The organism is Micromonospora sp. NPDC007230 (assembly GCF_042869115.1).
In the GTDB taxonomy this organism is placed as follows: domain Bacteria; phylum Actinomycetota; class Actinomycetes; order Mycobacteriales; family Micromonosporaceae; genus Micromonospora.
The window spans coordinates 21,694-36,697 of sequence record NZ_JBIAFE010000008.1 but is presented as its reverse complement, the minus strand read 5'-3'; the positions used below and the strand labels follow the sequence as shown (position 1 = coordinate 36,697).

The following is a 15,004-nucleotide window of genomic DNA, read 5'->3' as shown; positions in this document are numbered from 1 at the left end:
CTCACGCCGCGACCCGTCGCCGGGGCACCCGGTGCCGCAACTGGGCCAGCGGTGGGCGCTCCTCGATCGAGATGTCGCTGACCACGATCTCCCGGTCCAGGTTGGGCAGCGCCTCCGAGCCGCCCCGCCGGAACTGGGTCAGCAGGGTGCTCGGAACGGCGTCCGGGCTCGCCCAGCCCCGCCGCTGCAACCGGGACCAGACGGTGAGCATGATCTGGGCGGACATCCGGCCCAGCGCGGCGGCGTCCTGGTGGCGGTGCTTGCGCTGGCCGAGGTCCACCTGGGCCAGCGCGTCCAGCCCGACCAGCTCCAACAGGTCGATGAGCATGGCCGTCTCCACGCCGTACCCGGAGACGAACGGCACCTGCTCCAGCACCACTCGGCGGCCGGCGTACTCGCCCGCCAGCGGTTGCACGAACCCGGCCAGCTCGGGCCAGAAGAGATTCAGCAGCGGGCGGGCCGTCAACTCGGTGACCCGCCCGCCGCCGTCCGGCTCCACGCCGCTGGCCCGTACCAGGGGCCGGTGGTAGAAGCCCTTGACGAAATCGACCGACGGGTCGGTCAGCAGCGGGCCGATCAGCCCGGTGACGAAGTGTGGCCGGAACTCGCGCAGATCGGCGTCGACGAACGCGACCACGTCCCCCTCGGCCGCCGCCAGCCCCGCCCAGAGCGCGTCGCCCTTGCCGGAGAGCCGGGGCAGCCCCCGCGTCATCGCGTCCTGGCTGACCACCTCGGCGCCGGCCGCCCGGGCCACCTGGGCGGTCCGGTCGGTCGACCGGGAATCCACCACGATCAGCTCGTCCACCAGCGGGATCTGGTCCATCAGGTGCCCGCGGATCGTCGACACGATGGCGCCGACCGTGGCCTCCTCGTTGCGCGCCGGCAGCACCACGCTGACCCGGCTGTCACCCTTCGCCCGCAGCAACCGCTGCGCCGGCCAGTCGTCCGCCGAGGTGGTGCGGTACGTGGCCCAGGCTTCCACCACAGGTGAAACGATTGCTTGTGTATCCCGCACTGGCACCCCCAGGTTGTGGCGGAAACGCGGGTTTGCTTTTCCCATTACGCACCCCGCGCTAACCGGATCATGCCGAACAGCGTGATCACCCCCCACTCTCCGGCTGGTTCCTCGCCGGTGAACGTTTGGTTGCGCGCCGACCAGGGGAGAGCAGTCGGCAGCTTCGTGAGTCGCGGCGGGAGGGTCGACCGATGCGTACGTGCCGGGTGGGACTGGTCGGGGCCGGTGGGGTGGCGCAACGCCATGCCCGCGTGCTGACCGGCTTCGAGGACGTGGAACTGGTCGGGGTGACCGATGTTGCCCGGGACGCGGCGGAGGCCCTCGCCGGGACGTACGGCGGACGCCCCTTCGCCGACGTGGCGGAACTGCTCGCCGCCGGCCCGGACGCCGTGTACGTCTGCGTACCGCCGTTCGCGCACGGGCCGGTGGAGGAGGCGGTCATCGACGCCGGCGTGCCGATGTTCGTGGAGAAGCCGGTGGCGGTGGACCTGGAGACCGCGGAACGGATCGCCGCGCTGGTCGAGCGGCGGGGCCTGCTCACCGCGGTGGGCCACCACTGGCGCTACCTGCACGTCGTGGCGGAGGCCCGGCAGCTGCTCGCCGACCGCCCGGCGCGGATGGTCAGCGCGGCCTGGCTGGACAAGGTCCCGCCGGTGGCCTGGTGGGCCCGGTGCGACCGCTCCGGCGGCCCGGTGGTCGAGCAGGCCGCACACGTGCTCGACCTGGTCCGGGTGCTGGTCGGCGAGGCGTCGGAGGTGACCGCGTACGGCGACGGGACCCCGCCGCCGGTGGAGGGCGCCGACATCGACTCGGTCACCGCGGCGACCGTGCGCTTCACCTCCGGCGCGGTCGGCACCCTCGCCGCGGCCTGCGTGCTCGGCTGGAAGCACCGGGCCGGCGTGGAGATCCTCGCCGACGGGCTGGCGATGTCGCTGGCCGAGGACGGCCTGCTGATCTGCGACGGTGAGGGGGAGCGGCACCTGCCCGCCGACCCGGACGGCGCCCGGGTGGCCGTCGACCGGGCCTTCGTCGACGCGGTGCGGGGCATCGGCGACGACATCCGCGTCCCGTACGCCGAGGCGCTGCGCACCCAGCGGCTCGCCCTCGCGGTGGCGGAGTCGGCGCGGACCGGGCGCAGCGTGGCGTTGCCCACCGGGCCGGCCGCCCGGCCCACCACCCCGGTCGCCGACGCGGTGCCGGCCGAACCGACCGGGGTGACCGTCGATGCGTGACCGGGTGGTCGTGGTCAACGGACCGGGCGCGGTGGAGCTGGTCGAGCAGGAGGCGGGTGAGCTGCGCGAGGGCACCTTCCGGGTGGCGACGGTGTGCAGCGGGGTCTCCGCCGGCACCGAGCTGAGCTACGTCAAGGGCACCAACCCCTACCTCAACGTCACCTGGAACAGTCATCTCGGGCTGTTCCAGCCCGGCGCGGCGAGCACCCCGTACCCGGTGACCCGGCTCGGCTACATGCAGGTCGGCCGGGTGGTGGAGAGCCGCACCCCGGCCGTCCCGGTGGGCACCGTGGGTGCGATGACCTACGGCCACCGCACCGGATACGTCGCCGACCCGCTCGCCGAACGCTTCGTGCCACTCCCCGACGACCTCGACCCGCTGCTCGGCGTCTACGTCGCGCACATGGGCCCGATCTGCGCCAACGGGCTGCTGCACGCCGCCGCCGACCTGTGCGGCACCGACGTGCGCTCGCTCGGCGACGGCGTACGCGGCCGCCGGGTGGCGGTGGTCGGCAGTGGGGTGGTCGCCCTGCTCACCGCGCTGTTCGCCCGGCGGCACGGCGCCGCGTCCGTGGTGGTCCTCGACCCCACCCCGGCCCGGCGCGAGGTGGCCGAGGCGCTCGGCCTGGAGACCCTGGACCCGGCCGCGGACGACCCGGCGGTGGTGCTCAAGACCCGGTGGCACCACGCCGCCGGCGACCGGGGCGCCGACGTGGTGTTCCAGTGCCGGGGCCAGGCCTGGGCGCTGCACCTCGCGCTGCGCCTGCTGCGCCCCCAGGGCACCGTCATCGACCTCGCGTTCTACCAGTCCGGCGCGGACGAGGTCCGGCTCGGCGAGGAGTTCCACCACAACGGCCTGTCGCTGCGCTGCGCCCAGATCGGGCGGGTGCCCCGCGGGCTCGCCCCCACCTGGGACCGGGAACGGCTCTCCGCGGAGACCATCGAGCTGCTGCGCCAGTACGGCGACCTGATCCGCAAGCACGTCGTGACGGCGGTGGTGCCCCTCGACGAGGCGCCGGCGCTGCTGATCGACCTGGCCGAGCGCCGCCGGCAGGAACTCCAGGTGGTGTTCGCCGGCTGACCCGTGGGCCCGCGCGGCCGCCGGCGACCCTCCCGACGGTCATCGGCCGCAACCGCTCTGAGCTGCCGAAACGGTCAGGAAACCGGACACCGGACAGACCCGGCGACGGTCGGGGGCCACAATCGGCTCCGGTTCGCGTACCGTTGCCGCTCATGGGTGTGTCGCAACGGTTGAAGACCAGGTTCCGGCGGTTCCTCCAGCGCCCGGGGACGACGGTGGACCTGGCCCCGCTGGAGAAGCTGCTGCCGGCCGTCGAGGCCCGCGAGGCGGAGCTGGAGAAGCTCTCCGACGCCGAGCTGACCGAGGCCGCCGGGCAGGCCGAGGGGTACGAGGAGATCTGTGCGATCGGCCGGGAGGCGGCCCGCCGCGGCCTCGACCAGCGGCCCTACGACGTCCAGCTGCTCGGCGCGATGGCGCTGCTCTCCGGCAAGGTGGCCGAGATGGCCACCGGTGAGGGCAAGACGCTCACCGCGACCATCGCCGCGTACGGCCACGTCCGGATGGGCAACGGCCCGGTCCACGTGCTCACCGTCAACGACTACCTGGCCCGCCGCGACGCCGAGTGGATGGCGCCGGTCTACCGGCTGCTCGGGCTCACCGTCGGCTGGGTCAACGAGGCCTCCACCCCCGACGAGCGGCGCGCCGCGTACGCCTGCGACGTCACCTACGTCTCGGTCAGCGAGGCCGGCTTCGACTTCCTCCGCGACCAGCTCGTCACCGACCTCGACGACCGGGTGCAGCCGGCGCTGAAGACCGCCATCGTCGACGAGGCCGACTCCATCCTCATCGACGAGGCCCGGGTGCCGATGGTGCTCGCCGGCGCGGTCGCCGGCGAGCAGGACCCGGTGCACGCGGCCGCCGGGCTGGTCCGCGGCCTGCGCAAGGGCAAGCACTACACGATCGCCGAGGACGGCCGCAGCGTCGCCTTCACCTCCGCCGGCCTGGCCACCGTCGAGGCCAAGCTCGGTGGCATCGACCTGTACGACGAGGAGCACGTCGGGCAGCTCTCCGCGGTCAACGTGGCGTTGCACGCGCACGCCCTGCTGCACCGCGACGTGGACTACATCGTCCGGGACGGCTCGGTCGAGCTGATCGACGAGATGCGCGGCCGGGTGGCCCAGCGCCGCCGCTGGCCGGACGGGCTGCAGGCCGCGGTCGAGGCGAAGGAGGGCCTGGACGCCACCGCCGAGGGTGAGGTGCTGGGCACCATCGCCGTGCAGGCGTTCATCGCGCTCTACCCGAAGGTCTGCGGGATGACCGCGACCGCGGTGCTCGTCGGCGACCAGCTCCGCGAGTTCTTCGGCCTCGAGGTGGCGGTGATCCCGCCGAACACCCCGTGCATCCGGGAGGACGAGCCGGACCGGATCTACGCCACCCGGGCCGAGAAGGAGGAGGCGCTGATCGACGAGATCAAGCGCTGCCACGAGGCGGGCCGCCCGGTGCTGGTCGGCACCCTGGACGTCAAGGAGTCCGAGGGCCTGGCGGCCGGGCTGCACGCGGCCGGCGTGTCCTGCGTGGTCCTCAACGCCAAGAACGACGACGAGGAGGCGGCGATCATCGCCGAGGCCGGCGCGCACGGCGCGGTGACCGTCTCCACCCAGATGGCCGGCCGCGGCGTCGACATCCGCCTCGGCGGCAGCGACCAGGCCGACCGGGAGCAGGTGGCCGACCTCGGCGGCCTGTACGTGATCGGCAGCGGCCGACACGACAGCCGCCGGGTCGACGACCAGCTCCGCGGCCGGGCCGGCCGGCAGGGCGACCCGGGCGGGTCGGTCTTCTTCGTCAGCCTGGAGGACGACCTCGTCGTCCGGCACGCCGGCGACACCGTCCCGGCGTCGCCCCGGATGAACGCCGACGGCCTGGTCACCGACCCGCAGGTCGACTACGCGGTGGAGCACGCCCAGCGGGTCGCGGAGGGCGTCAACCACGAGATTCACCGCAACACCTGGCGCTACAGCGTGGTGATCGAGCAGCAGCGCAAGGCCCTCGCCGAGCGGCGGGAGCGGCTGCTGACCAGCGACATCGCCGCGCTCATGCTGCTGGAGCGGGTGCCGGAGAAGGCCGGCGAGATGGACGAGGACCTGCTCGCCGAGGTGGCCCGGAAGATCGCCCTCTACCACCTGGACCGGCTCTGGGCCGAGCACCTGGCCGAGCTCTCCGAGATCCGCGAGGGTGTGCACCTGCGGGCGCTGGGCCGCCTCGACCCGCTGGACGAGTTCCACCGCAGCGCCGTCCCGGCGTTCAACGCACTCGTCCCGGAGATCGAGGCACGGACCATCGCCACCTTCGAGGAGACCGAGTTCGACGAGGGCTGGGAGCCGGACGCCGCGAAGCTGGTCCGGCCGAGCGCCACCTGGACGTACCTGGTGCACGACAACCCGTTCGGCTCGGAGCTGGACCGGCTGATCGCCTCGGTGGGGCGGCGGCTCATCTCCGGATCCCGCTGACCCATCGACGAAGGGGTCCCTCCCCGGCGCACGGCGCGCCGGAAGGGACCCCTTTGCGCTGTTTCGAACCTGGTTTGTCAGGGTAGTAGGCCGGGGCTTCGAGTCAGGGAGAGAGCGGATGGGACAGGCAATGGCGCCGAACGGGGACACCGCGTGGTCGGAGGTGGCGGGGGCCGTGGCCCGGTGAACCTCGACACGCGGGAACCCGTGACCGACCCACTCAATGTGCTGGAGACCGCCGCCCTGCTGCGCGAACTGACCGCCGGCCTGATCGCCGTCGCCGACTTCGACGAGGCGTTGGCCCGGCTGGTCCGCGTCGCCCGGGACGCCGTACCCGGGGTGGACAGCTGCGGCTTCACCGCGCTGCGCGCCGGCGAGCCGGCCGGGGTGGCCGCCTCCGACGCCGCCCGGGCCGAGCTGGACGACCTGCGGCACGGCCCCGACACGCCGGCCCTGGCCGCCATCCGGCGGCGCGAAATGATCACCGCGGTGGACCTCGACCGGGAGTCGCGCTGGCCCGCCTGGACCGGGCGGGCCCGCGGGCTGGGCGTACGTGGGGTGATCTCCGCGCCCGTCGACGTGGACGAGCAGGTGATCGGCGCGATAAACCTGTACGCCGAGCCAGCCGACGCGCTCACCCCCCGGCACCAGCTCACCGCGATGCTCCTGGCCGAGCACGCCGGGCTGCTCCTCGCCGCCGTGCGGGACCGGGAGCGGCAGGCCGCCCAGGCCGGCCAGCTCGACGCGGCGCTGCTGGAGGAGGGCGTGATCGGGCAGGCCGTCGGGGTGATCATGACGCAGCGCGGCTGCCCGGCGCCGGAGGCGCTGGCGGTGCTGCGCAGCGCCGCCGCCTCGTTGGACATCCCGCTGCGCGAGGTCGCCGAGCGGCTGGTGTCCACGGTGTCCCGGCCCCGGGAGACCTGAGCGGGCGTTCGTTTCGCCCTGGTGGCGCGCGGGTAGCACCCTGGACTGGTGAGCTGCGCCGACCCGGGGAGGGACCGATGGAGAGCCGACTGCGGGTGCAGGGGCACCCCATCCAACCGATGCTGGTGACGTTCCCGTTCGGACTCTTCGTCAGCGCCGCGGTCTTCGATCTGGCCGACGTCGCCGGCGGCCCGGCCTTCCTCGGCGAGGTCGGCTACTGGACCGCCGTGGCTGCCCTGGTCGCCGCCGCGCTCACCGCGGTCGCCGGGATGGTCGATCTGTGGGACGTGCGCGCCGACCGGACCCGGCGCACCGCCGTCACAGTCAACCTGGTCAACGCCGCGATGGCGGCGCTGTTCCTGCTCACCTGCCTGATCCGGGCCCACGCGCCGCAGCGGGGCGCGACCGGCGGACAGTTGGCCACCGAGCTGCTGGCGCTGGCCGTCGGGTCGGTCGGGGTGTGGCTGGGCGCCGGGCTGATGCGGCAGTTCGACCGCGGCCGGGCCAGCGAGCAGGGCGGGCTCGACGCGCTCGCCGAGCTCCCGGCGTCCACCGTGGAGATCATCCGCCCGCCGGCTCGGGTGGCCGGTCGCGTCCGGTAAACCCGTTGCCGCGTCCGGCGCCGCTACGACAGGCTCGGCGGAATGAGCGCGGATGGTGACTTCGAGGAGCTGATCGCCGAGGGTTCGGCGGTGCCGGTCGAGGGCTGGGACTTCTCCTGGCTGGCCGGGCGGGCCAGCGAGGAACGCCCGCCGTGGGGGTACGCCCGTCTGGTCGGCACGCGGATGGCCACCGTCGACGCCGCGCTGGACATCGACACCGGCGGCGGAGAGGTGCTGGCCGAGGTGCCCGCCCCGCCCCCGCTGCTGGTCGCCACCGAGGCGTGGCCGCCGAACGTCGCGGTCGCCCGCCGTACGCTGCGCCGGGTCGGCGCCACCGTCGTCCAGGTGGCGGAGCGGCCGCCGCTGCCGTTCCGGGCCGGCTCCTTCGACCTGGTGGTCAGCCGGCACCCGGTGGACACCTGGTGGAGCGAGATCGCCCGGGTGCTGCGCCCCGGCGGCAGTTACCTCTCCCAGCAGATCGGCGCCGGCACCCAGCGGGAACTGAGCGAGGCGATCCTCGGGCCGCTCCCGCCGCCGGCTACGCGCCACCCGGAGCAGGCGGTCGCCGCCGCCGAGGCCGCCGGGCTGGCCGTGGTGGACCTGCGTACGGCCACCCTGCGGACGGTCTTCCACGACATCGCCGCGGTGGTGTACTTCCTGCGCAAGGTGATCTGGACGGTCCCCGGCTTCACGGTCGACCGCTACCGTCCGGAGCTGCGCCGCCTGCACGACCAGATCCGCGCCGAGGGCCCCTTCACCACCCACGCCCAACGCTTCCTCATCGAGGCCCACCACCCCTGACCCCCACCCCGCCCCCGAGGCAGGCGTTGATCAAGGAGTTCGCGTCGGAGTCGATCTCCAACCAGACCCGAACTTCTTGATCAACGGTGCGGGACCGGGGTGGGACCGGCGGCGGGACCCGGGCGGGACCGGCGGCGGGTGGGGTGGGGTGGGGTGGGTTAGTGGGCGGTGGCGTGGTGGGCGGCCAGGACGTCGGCGCCGAAGTCGCTGGCCGGGCGGCGCAGCACGGTGTGTGCGTGGTTGCCGTCATCGGTGGTGTTGTCGTACTCGATCAGCAGGTCGTCGCCCTGGACGCGGTAGTAGTGCCGCTGGCCCGGCCGGGTGGGGCCGGCCCAGGCGAAGTGCAGCTCCCCACCGTCGAGCCGACCGGCCTCGCGGGCCGCCAGCTCGGGCGGCAGCCGGTCCAGGTAGAGGGCGACGAGCTGGTCGAGCAGCGCCCGGCCGGTCGGGGTGAGCCGGTCCCGGGGCACGCCGAGCGGGTCGAGCCGGTCCGGTGCGGTGGGCCGGGTGGCGCTGATGATGTCGCCGGGCGCCTCGTCGGCGATGATCGCGGCGGCCCGGCCGGCCGGCCCGAGCGCGTCGAGCAGTTCGCGGGCCAGGTCCTCCTCGGGTCCGAGCGGGCGGGAGACCGGGCGGCCGGCGTGCCGGACGGTGGCCGGGTTGGCGCCAAGGAAGAGTGGGGCGGGGGAGACCTGGTCGTCGACCACGGTCATCGTCACCGACAGGTGGTGCCCCTCGAACCGCCATCCCCACCGGTCGTCGCGGGCCGGGTCGCCGAAGACGGCCACCCAGTAGTCGCCGCTGTGCCGGCCGCGCCGCCAGCTCTCCGCCCGGTCGAGCACCTCCTCCAGGGCGACGACCGCCATGGCCTGGGCGTACGCGGGCGGGCTGAGCGCGGTGGCGAGCAGTTGGTGGGCGGCCTTGCGGGCGGTGACGTCCACGGCGGCGAGGCTGACCCCGGGCCGGGACCGGGGCCGGTACTCCAGCCAGCGCCGCGCGGCCTCGTCGGCGAAGTCGTGCCGGGCCCGCTGTCGGGCCGGCTCGTCGAGCGCCGCCAGCCACGCGCCGGCCGCCGCGCGCATCTGCTCGGGCAGGGGATCCTCCACTGCCCTTGTATACCTGCCCGACCGGCCGTCGCGCCGGGGGCCCGGCGGGTCAGCTCGGACGGGGTGGGGCTTGCGTCGCGGGCGGGTCGAGGATCAGGGCGGCCGGAGGTGCTGCCGGGCCCGGGTCGGCGCCTGGTAGCTTGCCGAGCCGGCACGGGAGGGTACGGATGGACGATCGGGTGTACGTCGGCAACGCGGCGGTGGACGGGGCGACCGACGCGGGCTGGCTGCTCGGCCACTTCAAGCCGCTCGGGGACGTGCGGCACAGCACCGAGGTCGAGGTGAAGTGGGGCGTGCACCCGGCCGGGGAGACGCGCTCGGCGTGGGCGACGGGGGAGCGGCGCACCGCCCTGCTGGTGCTGATCAGCGGGGCGTTCCGGATCGAGCTGCGGGACCGGACGGTGCTGCTGCGCGAGCCGGGCGACTACGTGGTCTGGGGCCGGGGCGTGGACCACTCCTGGTACGCCGAGCGGGAGTCGGTGGTGCTGACCGTCCGCTGGCCGTCGGTGCCCGGCTACCGGGTGGACCCGCCGATCCGGCGCTGACCGCCCGGATCCGCTCGGGCCGTCCCAGCATCCGGTATTGCCTACTAAACCTATAGGGTTTGCCTCCTATAGTGAAGTGGTCCGCGCCGCTCCGTACCCGTGAGGACGAACCGCCGATGACCCGCATCGATCCGCCCGACCTGCTCGCCGTCGCCGCCCGTTGGGCCGACCCGGCGCGCTGGCCGGTGCCGCTGCGCTTCGACCCGGCGCAGCGGTGGTACGCGCGCCTGGCCGCCGAGGCCACGCACGAGGTGTGGGCGCTGAGCTGGCTGCCCGGGCAGGGCACCGACCTGCACGACCACGGCGGCTCCGAAGGCGCCTTCCTGGTGGTCGCCGGCACCCTCACCGAGGAGACCGTCAGCGGCGGAAGGCTCCGCCCGCACCGGCTCGCCGCCGGCGCGGGCCGGCGCTTCGGAGCCCGCCACGTGCACCTCGTCACCAACCGCGGGGACCGGCCGGCGGTCAGCGTGCACGTCTACCGGCCCGCGCTGCGCCGGATGACCCGCTACCGCCTCGTCGCCGGCCAACTCCTGGTCGCCGAGGTGGCCGAGGCGGGGGTGGCCTGGTGACGCCGCCGCCCGCCGCACCCGTGCCCCCGACCCACGCTGCCCGGAAGGACCCGACGATGCCCCAGCGCCCCACCCGTACCGAGAGCTGTCCGGTCCCGCCACCAGGCTCGCGGGGTATCGACGAGATCCTCGCCGCCGCCCGTCGCCGGCTGCGCCGCCTCGATCCCGAGCGGGCCCACCTCGCGTACCGGACGGGGGCGCTGCTGGTCGACATCCGCCCGGCCGGCCAGCGGGCCGCGCACGGCACGGTGCCCGGCGCCCTCGCCGTGGAGCGCAACGTGCTCGAGTGGCGCTTCGACCCGCGCTGCCCGGCCCGGCTGCCCGAGGCCGTCGACTACGACGTGCCGGTGGTGATCCTGTGCCAGGAGGGCTACACGTCCTCGCTGGCCGCCGCCGCGCTCCAGGACCTCGGCCTGCACCGGGCCACCGACGTGGTCGGCGGGTTCGCCGCCTGGCGCATCGCCGGGCTGCCCACCCTCGGTCCCACCCCGCCGCTCCGATCCTCGTCCGCCGCGCCCCCGGTCACCACCGGCCGGGCGCCCCGCTGACCGCCACGCCGCACCCGGCGTGGCGGGCGCGACCGCCACTCAGGAGGCTCCATGTCCGTCGTCGCCATCTCCCCGCGCCCGCACCGGTCCGGCCGCCCCGACCGGGCCGCGCCGCCGCGGCCCCGCACGACACCCACCGTGACCATCACCCTCGACCTGGGCGCCGCCGGGCTGACACCCGGCCTGGCCCGCCTGGTCGACCTGCTCGACGAACTCGCCGCGTCCGGCGCGGGAGTGGTCCCGACCGACGAGCACCAGGCCGTCCGCGCCGTGCCCGACCTGCGGCGCGACGCCGAGCCACCCGCTCCGGCCGCCCCGCCGCAGCCGGCCGAGAAGCCCCAACCGGTACGCATCCTGGCCGGCACCCGGGTGGTCCGCCGGGGCGGCGTGCAGATCCCGCTGACCCGGATCGAGTACGAGCTGCTGCTCTTCCTCGCCGAGCATCCCCGGCGGGTGTTCACCCGGCTCCAACTGCTCGCCAACGTGTGGGGGTACGAACACGCGGTGGCCCGTACCGTGGACGTTCACGTACGTCGGCTGCGGGCCAAGCTCGGCGTCGACACGCCGGTGGTGACCACCGTGTACGGCGTCGGCTACCGGCTCGCCGACGAGGCCCGGATCGTGGTGGACCGCGACCGCTGAGGGCGGGGTGGCGACGGCGCGGCGTACCGGGCGGCCCGATGCGCCGCGCTCACATTTTCGGCGCTGCCGCCCACGGCGACCCATCCAGGTGAACCGGTCAACCGGGTGGGGACCCCCCGTAACGGGCCATCTCGTCGCTCTGCTGTAATCAACGGACTCGTACGCAGAGCGAGCATCCGGCTCCGATGTGTTCGTCAATTGTCACAGTCATGCAACGTAGCCGCCCCTTGACCCGCGCACAGGCGCCCGGAAGCATCGATGAAGCGGTGTCCCGGGCCGTGGGGAAGCACCCGGACCAGCCAAGGAGGACCATGTCGGTCAGCCCCGCCTCGCCGCGCGCCGGATGGCATACGTCCCAACCCGCGGTCCCCGGTCGTCCGCCCGGCGGCCAGCGTCGCCCCGCCAACACCACCACCCCGGTGCTCACGGTCACCCTCAACATCCCGCTGGCCGGCGAGGAGTCGCTGAGCCCGGCCGCCCGGCGGCTGCTGGAGGCCGCCCGCGAGCTGCTGGAACGCGGCGACGCCGTGATCACCAGCGGCGGGCCGGCGGAACGTCGGGTCGACCCCGTGCCGGTCGGCCGGTCGCCGAGCCGCCCGCTCGCGCCGGCCATCCCGACCCTGCACATCCTGGCCGCGTCCCGGTCGGTGCTGCGCGACGGCGAGCCGCTGCCGCTCACCCGGCTGGAGTTCGACCTGCTGCTGCACCTCGTCGCCCACCCCCGCCGGGTGTTCACCCGGCTGCAACTGCTCAACGCGGTCTGGGGGTACGAGCACGCCGGCGTCCGCACCGTCGACGTGCACGTCCGCCGGCTGCGCGGCAAGGTCGGGGTGGACGTCCCCCTGGTCACCACCGTCTACGGCGTCGGCTACCGGCTCGCCGACGACGCCCGGGTCACCATCGATCGCACCGGCTGACCCGCTCGACCAACCCGCTGGCGCGACCGGACGGAGCCCCGCATCGTTCGACCCGACGCAGACCGGGGGCTGACCGCCCGGTCGAATCCCGGCGGACGGCAGGATGGTCGGATGCGGATCCGCCCGATCACGCCAGCGCGTCTCGTCACCGAGCTGACCGACCGGCTCACCGGCGCCGCCGTACCCGGGCGGCTGCGGGTGGCCGTCGACGGCCCGCCGGCCGCCGACCCGGACGCGCTCGCCGGAGCGCTGGTCGACCCGCTGCGCGCGGCCGGGCGGCCGGTGCTGCACGTGCGCGCCGCGGACTTCCTCCGGCCCGCCTCGCTGCGCCTGGAACACGGCCGGACCGACCCCGACGCGTACTACGAGGGCTGGCTCGACGAGGCGGGGCTGCGCCGCGAGGTGCTCGACCCGGCCGGTCCCGACGGCTCCGGCCGGGTGCTCCCGTCCCTCTGGGACACCGCCACCGACCGGGCCAGTCGGGCCGCGTACGTCGAGCTGCCGGCCGGCGCGGTGGTGCTGGTCAGCGGTTCGCTGCTGCTCGGCGGTGGGCTGCCCTTCGACGTCACCGTGCACGTGGAGCTCTCGCCGGCCGCGCTGGACCGGCGGACCGATCCCGAGCTGCGCTGGACCCTGCCCGCCTTCGCCCGATACGCCGACGAGGTCGCCCCGGCCTCCTTCGCCGACGTGGTGGTCCGCGCCGACGATCCGCGCCACCCGGCCCTGGTCGAGGCCGGCTGACCGGCGGTGCCGAGCCGGGCAGCCGGGCGGCATGCGGACGGCCCCGCCGGATCCGGGACGGCCGGGGACGGACCGGGCGGCGCAACAGCGCACGAATGCGATGGAAGACCGCGGAAATCCCCGGTTTGATCCTCGGAGGCGGCGGGTAATCGCCCGGCTCACAGAGCACGGGTGAGATCGCCCGTGCACCCCATCGATCCGTCCGGGGCGCTCGCCGCCCCGGACCGGTATGAGGCCCCGAGGAAAGGCAGGCAGCCATGCTCGTCCACGACACGACAGCCACGGGCCGTTCGCAGGCGGAGGTCGACCAGATCCGGCAGTCCCTGCGGTCGCGGTACGACGAGCTGACTGCGGAGTACGAGCAGGCCGTGCTGCAGAGCCAGGTGCTGCGCCTGGTCGAGGTCGGCGACACGGCCGGCGACGACCAGGCCGACAGCGGCACCAAGACCGCCGAGCGGGACACCGCGCAGTCCCTGCTGCGCAGCATCCTGGACCGGCGCGCCCAGTTCGAGCACGCCCTCAGCCGGCTCGAGGAGGGCACCTACGGCTTCTGCGAGGGCTGCTCGGCCCCGATCCCGGTGGAGCGGCTGGAGATCTTCCCGTCCGCCACCTCCTGCGTCTCCTGCAAGCAGACCCGGGAGCGGCGGGCGGCCTGAGCGCCACCCGGGTTGCCGGTCGGTCCCCGACGCGGTGGACTCGCCCCATGGGTGAGATCAAGGTGGGCACCGCCTCGTGGACCGACCGGACCCTGCTCGACTCCGGCTGGTACCCGCAGACCGCGGACACGCCGGAGAAGCGGCTGGCGTACTACGCCCGGCAGTTCCCGCTGGTCGAGGTGGACGCCACCTACTACTCGCCGCCGGCCGAGCGGACGGCGCAGCTGTGGGTCGACCGCACCCCGCCCGGCTTCACCTTCAACATCAAGGCGTTCAGCCTGCTCACCGGGCACCCGACCCGGGTCGGGGCGCTCTACAAGGACCTGCGCCCGGACACCGACAAGAAGAACCTCTACCCGGACGACCTGCCGCCGCAGGCCTACGAGGAGGTGTGGACCCGGTTCCTGTCCGCGCTCGACCCGCTGGTCGCGGCGGACCGGCTCGGCGTGGTGCTGTTCCAGTTCCCGCCCTGGTTCACCATCAAGCGGGACAACAAGCAGTACCTCCTCGAGGTGGCGAAGCGGTGCGCCCCGCTACGACCGGCCGTGGAGTTCCGGCACGCCTCCTGGTTCGACGGTGACAACCGGGAGGAGACCCTCGGCTTCCTGCGCAAGCACCAGCTTCCGTACGTCTGCGTCGACATGCCGCAGGGGCACCGGTCGTCCGTACCGCCGGTGCTGGCCGCCACCGCGGACCTCGCGGTGGTCCGCTTCCACGGCCACAGCGAGCGGTGGACCAGCAAGGACATCCACGAGAAGTTCGGCTACGACTACTCCGACCGGGAGCTGCGCGACTGGGCGCCCCGGTTGCGCGAGCTGGCCGGCGAGGCCACGCGGACCCACGTGCTCATGAACAACTGCTACCGGGACTACGCCCAGCGCAACGGCCAGCGGTTGCAGGCCCTGCTCGGCGTCGACTGACAGCCCGGGTTTCACCCGACCGGGGTGAGGCCGGCTCACCCTCTCCCCGGACAGTGTGGGCGGTGTGTGCGGTCCGTACGCGGCCGCGAGGCCGACAGGAGGTGGGCCATGACGGTGCGGGTGGTATCGGATCGACGCCGTGGCGGGGTGCTGCACGTGGTCGGGAAGTCCGCCGGCCCCCGGCGCGGCGAGCGGCCCGGTCGGTTCAGTCCGACCCGGCAGTGGCGGGGGCCCAGCGGGCCGCCGCGACGCACCGAC

Annotated in this window: 16 protein-coding genes; 14 read left to right on the top strand and 2 right to left on the bottom strand. The window is 74.4% G+C overall.

All coding sequences use genetic code 11. From position 1 onward, the window contains the following. Position 1 precedes the first annotated feature (1 nt). A complete protein-coding gene (locus ACFYML_RS13485) occupies positions 2–1,015 on the bottom strand; it encodes a glucosyl-3-phosphoglycerate synthase (RefSeq protein ID WP_387420860.1) in 1,014 nt (337 codons plus the stop codon). Between the two features lie 191 nt (positions 1,016–1,206). Here ACFYML_RS13485 and ACFYML_RS13480 point away from each other — a divergent pair, with 191 nt between their 5' ends. From ACFYML_RS13480 to ACFYML_RS13455, 6 genes are all read left to right on the top strand, one after another. Next, the gene (locus ACFYML_RS13480) at positions 1,207–2,247 is read left to right on the top strand and encodes a Gfo/Idh/MocA family protein (protein WP_387420859.1); all 1,041 of its coding nucleotides are present in this window, start codon (positions 1,207–1,209) and stop codon (positions 2,245–2,247) included. After that, positions 2,240–3,328, top strand: a complete 1,089-nt coding sequence (locus tag ACFYML_RS13475; protein ID WP_387420858.1) for a zinc-binding alcohol dehydrogenase — start codon at positions 2,240–2,242, stop codon at positions 3,326–3,328. Before ACFYML_RS13480 ends, ACFYML_RS13475 begins: the two co-directional genes overlap by 8 nt. Before the next feature lie 152 nt (positions 3,329–3,480). Next, a complete protein-coding gene (gene secA2, locus ACFYML_RS13470) occupies positions 3,481–5,775 on the top strand; it encodes an accessory Sec system translocase SecA2 (RefSeq protein ID WP_387420857.1) in 2,295 nt (764 codons plus the stop codon). A 183-nt stretch (positions 5,776–5,958) separates the two neighbouring features. Beyond that, complete coding sequence (locus ACFYML_RS13465) at positions 5,959–6,699, top strand: GAF and ANTAR domain-containing protein (RefSeq protein WP_387420856.1); 741 nt, start codon at positions 5,959–5,961, stop codon at positions 6,697–6,699. A gap of 77 nt (positions 6,700–6,776) precedes the next feature. Continuing rightward, entirely contained in the window at positions 6,777–7,301 is a 525-nt protein-coding gene (locus ACFYML_RS13460) for a DUF2231 domain-containing protein (protein ID WP_387420855.1), read from the top strand. A 42-nt stretch (positions 7,302–7,343) separates the two neighbouring features. After that, complete coding sequence (locus ACFYML_RS13455; protein WP_387420854.1) at positions 7,344–8,102, top strand: class I SAM-dependent methyltransferase; 759 nt, start codon at positions 7,344–7,346, stop codon at positions 8,100–8,102. Positions 8,103–8,260: 158 nt separating this feature from the next. Here ACFYML_RS13455 and ACFYML_RS13450 read toward each other — a convergent pair whose 3' ends face one another. After that, on the bottom strand, positions 8,261–9,208 hold the full coding sequence (locus ACFYML_RS13450; RefSeq protein ID WP_387420853.1) for a DUF3500 domain-containing protein: 948 nt from the start codon (positions 9,206–9,208) through the stop codon (positions 8,261–8,263). A 167-nt stretch (positions 9,209–9,375) separates the two neighbouring features. Between ACFYML_RS13450 and ACFYML_RS13445 the strand changes: the two genes are divergently transcribed. The 8 genes from ACFYML_RS13445 (at position 9,376) to ACFYML_RS13410 (ending at position 14,746) form a co-directional block, all read left to right on the top strand. Further along, complete coding sequence (locus ACFYML_RS13445; protein ID WP_387420852.1) at positions 9,376–9,753, top strand: signal peptidase I; 378 nt, start codon at positions 9,376–9,378, stop codon at positions 9,751–9,753. Between the two features lie 116 nt (positions 9,754–9,869). Beyond that, positions 9,870–10,322 carry a cysteine dioxygenase gene (locus tag ACFYML_RS13440; RefSeq protein ID WP_387420851.1) on the top strand — a complete coding sequence of 151 codons (453 nt, stop codon included), beginning with the start codon at positions 9,870–9,872 and terminating at the stop codon, positions 10,320–10,322. Positions 10,323–10,378: 56 nt separating this feature from the next. After that, a complete protein-coding gene (locus ACFYML_RS13435) occupies positions 10,379–10,870 on the top strand; it encodes a rhodanese-like domain-containing protein (protein WP_387420850.1) in 492 nt (163 codons plus the stop codon). A 51-nt stretch (positions 10,871–10,921) separates the two neighbouring features. After that, positions 10,922–11,512 carry a winged helix-turn-helix domain-containing protein gene (locus ACFYML_RS13430; RefSeq protein WP_387420849.1) on the top strand — a complete coding sequence of 197 codons (591 nt, stop codon included), beginning with the start codon at positions 10,922–10,924 and terminating at the stop codon, positions 11,510–11,512. Between the two features lie 311 nt (positions 11,513–11,823). Next, entirely contained in the window at positions 11,824–12,429 is a 606-nt protein-coding gene (locus tag ACFYML_RS13425) for a winged helix-turn-helix domain-containing protein (RefSeq protein ID WP_387420848.1), read from the top strand. A gap of 111 nt (positions 12,430–12,540) precedes the next feature. After that, positions 12,541–13,170: a uridine kinase gene (locus tag ACFYML_RS13420; protein WP_387420847.1), complete on the top strand. Its 630-nt coding sequence runs from the start codon at positions 12,541–12,543 to the stop codon at positions 13,168–13,170. 257 nt (positions 13,171–13,427) lie between these two features. Further along, positions 13,428–13,826: a TraR/DksA C4-type zinc finger protein gene (locus ACFYML_RS13415; protein WP_357442374.1), complete on the top strand. Its 399-nt coding sequence runs from the start codon at positions 13,428–13,430 to the stop codon at positions 13,824–13,826. 47 nt (positions 13,827–13,873) lie between these two features. Continuing rightward, positions 13,874–14,746 carry a DUF72 domain-containing protein gene (locus ACFYML_RS13410; RefSeq protein ID WP_387420846.1) on the top strand — a complete coding sequence of 291 codons (873 nt, stop codon included), beginning with the start codon at positions 13,874–13,876 and terminating at the stop codon, positions 14,744–14,746. Positions 14,747–15,004 lie beyond the last annotated feature (258 nt).

What these genes read in the sequence shown, in the direction of transcription:
- ACFYML_RS13480 (WP_387420859.1), top strand. Translation starts at nt 1,207, where the DNA reads ATGCGTACGTGCCGGGTGGGACTGGTCGGGGCCGGTGGGGTGGCGCAA.
- ACFYML_RS13430 (WP_387420849.1), top strand. Translation starts at nt 10,922, where the DNA reads ATGTCCGTCGTCGCCATCTCCCCGCGCCCGCACCGGTCCGGCCGCCCC.
- ACFYML_RS13415 (WP_357442374.1), top strand. Translation starts at nt 13,428, where the DNA reads ATGCTCGTCCACGACACGACAGCCACGGGCCGTTCGCAGGCGGAGGTC.
- ACFYML_RS13410 (WP_387420846.1), top strand. Translation starts at nt 13,874, where the DNA reads ATGGGTGAGATCAAGGTGGGCACCGCCTCGTGGACCGACCGGACCCTG.
- ACFYML_RS13425 (WP_387420848.1), top strand. Translation starts at nt 11,824, where the DNA reads ATGTCGGTCAGCCCCGCCTCGCCGCGCGCCGGATGGCATACGTCCCAA.
- ACFYML_RS13435 (WP_387420850.1), top strand. Translation starts at nt 10,379, where the DNA reads ATGCCCCAGCGCCCCACCCGTACCGAGAGCTGTCCGGTCCCGCCACCA.
- ACFYML_RS13475 (WP_387420858.1), top strand. Translation starts at nt 2,240, where the DNA reads ATGCGTGACCGGGTGGTCGTGGTCAACGGACCGGGCGCGGTGGAGCTG.
- secA2 (WP_387420857.1), top strand. Translation starts at nt 3,481, where the DNA reads ATGGGTGTGTCGCAACGGTTGAAGACCAGGTTCCGGCGGTTCCTCCAG.
- ACFYML_RS13455 (WP_387420854.1), top strand. Translation starts at nt 7,344, where the DNA reads ATGAGCGCGGATGGTGACTTCGAGGAGCTGATCGCCGAGGGTTCGGCG.
- ACFYML_RS13440 (WP_387420851.1), top strand. Translation starts at nt 9,870, where the DNA reads ATGACCCGCATCGATCCGCCCGACCTGCTCGCCGTCGCCGCCCGTTGG.
- ACFYML_RS13420 (WP_387420847.1), top strand. Translation starts at nt 12,541, where the DNA reads ATGCGGATCCGCCCGATCACGCCAGCGCGTCTCGTCACCGAGCTGACC.
- ACFYML_RS13460 (WP_387420855.1), top strand. Translation starts at nt 6,777, where the DNA reads ATGGAGAGCCGACTGCGGGTGCAGGGGCACCCCATCCAACCGATGCTG.
- ACFYML_RS13445 (WP_387420852.1), top strand. Translation starts at nt 9,376, where the DNA reads ATGGACGATCGGGTGTACGTCGGCAACGCGGCGGTGGACGGGGCGACC.